The sequence below is a fragment of the Streptomyces sp. NPDC059567 genome (assembly GCF_042735655.1).
Lineage (GTDB): Bacteria > Actinomycetota > Actinomycetes > Streptomycetales > Streptomycetaceae > Streptomyces.
This window is the reverse complement of record NZ_JBHWBS010000030.1, coordinates 12,041-13,760: the sequence shown is the minus strand read 5'-3', so window position 1 is coordinate 13,760 and position 1,720 is coordinate 12,041. Positions and strand designations below refer to the sequence as shown.

Annotated in this window: 1 protein-coding gene; it reads left to right on the top strand. The window is 68.8% G+C overall.

The window, feature by feature from the left end:
- Positions 1 to 120 precede the first annotated feature (120 nt).
- Complete coding sequence (locus ACFVZW_RS16080) at positions 121 to 1,506, top strand: tyrosine-type recombinase/integrase (protein WP_384521498.1); 1,386 nt, start codon at positions 121 to 123, stop codon at positions 1,504 to 1,506.
- The last annotated feature ends 214 nt before the right edge of the window (positions 1,507 to 1,720 follow it).

Genomic DNA, 1,720 nt, shown 5'->3' with positions numbered 1-1,720 from the left:
CCCGTGGCGCCGTCCGTCGCTGTCGGGTTGTTTGCGGGGTTTTGCGTCCGCGCCCCACACACCCCCCCCAACGCGTGGCGCCCGGGCGGTGGGGGGCCCCCTCTCCCCCATTGGAGAGACATGCTCACGTACGACGTAGACATCTGGTCCATCAGGCAGCGCAAGGGCCGCCCGAAGCCGTTCGAACTGCGGTGGCGGGTCGGCGAGCGTCCACACTCCCGAAGCTTCAAGCTCAAGCCCCAGGCAGACGGCCGCCGTTCCGAGTTGTTGGCGGCGCTCCGCAACCGCGAACAGTTCGATGAGCAGACCGGACTTCCCGTCTCGGAGTTCGAGGCGCTGACCACCCCGACGTGGTTCGAGCACGCCACGGCGTATGTGCTGATGAAGTGGCCCAAGGCGGCCGCGAAGCACCGGGCGAGCATCGCCGAAACCTTCGCCACCGTGACGCCGGCGTTCGTGTCCAGCTCTCGTGGTGCCCCGGCTGACGCAGTCCTGCGCAAGGCTCTCTACGGGTGGGCGTTCCGGGCCTCTCAGGACGCCGACGGCGTACTGCGCCCGCGTCACGCGGTTGAGGAAACGCCCGAGGACGTTGCGGCGGCCCTCTCCTGGATCGCGGAGAACACGGTCAAGATGACCGAGGTCGGGACGTCGGATCGGCTACGCAAAGCACTGGATGCCCTCTCCAAGAGGCTCGACGGAAAGTCTGCTGCGGACAACACCGTGAACCGGAAGCGCATGGTCCTGAGCAACACGCTCCGGTACGCCGTGGAGCGCGGAACGCTTCCCACCAACCCTCTCGGGCGAGTCGACTGGACCGCTCCGGACAAGGACGACGAAGTCGACTTCCGGTACGTCCCCAACCCGGACCAGGCCGCCGCCCTGATCGACGCTGTGCGACAGCTCAGTGCCCGGGGGGCGCACATGGCCGCCTTCTTCGGGTGCCTGTACTACGCCGCCATGCGTCCGTCAGAGATCGCAGCACTGCGCGCGGAGGACTGCACCCTGCCCAAGACCGGATGGGGTGAGCTGATCCTCGCGGGTAGCCGCCCCGAGGTTGGCTCGGGGTGGACCGACGATGGGAAGTCGTTCGAGCAGCGTGGACTCAAGCGCCGGGCGAGGACGGCCACGAGGTCCGTGCCTATCCCGCCTGTGCTGACCGCGATGCTCCGGGAGCACAAAGAGAAGTACGGGGTGGCCGACGACGGCCGGCTCTTCCGTGCGGCCATGGGCGGACGCGTCCGGTCGACGGAGTACTGCGCGTTGTGGGACGCGGCTCGGCTCAAGGCACTGTCCGCGAAGGAGGCGAAAACACCGCTCGCGGATGTGCCGTACTCGCTTCGCCACGCCGGGGTCTCCCTGTGGATCAACTCGGGGGTGGATCCGATGGAGGTCGCGCAGCGAGCCGGGCACAGCCTCACGGTGCTCTTCCGGTTCTACGCCAAGATCCTCAAGGGTCGACAGTCCCTCGCGAACGCGCTCATCGAGAAGGGGCTCAACGGCGACTGAGTCGCCGATCCTGGCCCACACATGGCCCATACGCACTGGTCAGGACCGGGATACGGGCGAGTCAAGGTGAGACAGGTCAAGCACAGAGGGGGGGGGCCCCCCGAACGGGCGCCCCCCCCGACCCGGAGGAGCGGGGTCCAGGCCGCGGGGGGGGGGGGGGGTGGTAACCCGGGGGCTATCGCCCCCCCGCGGTGGAGAACCCGTGCCGACGGGG

Bases quoted from the DNA above. Each gene is read 5' to 3' on its own strand.
- ACFVZW_RS16080 (WP_384521498.1), top strand. From the start codon at position 121: ATGCTCACGTACGACGTAGACATCTGGTCCATCAGGCAGCGCAAGGGC.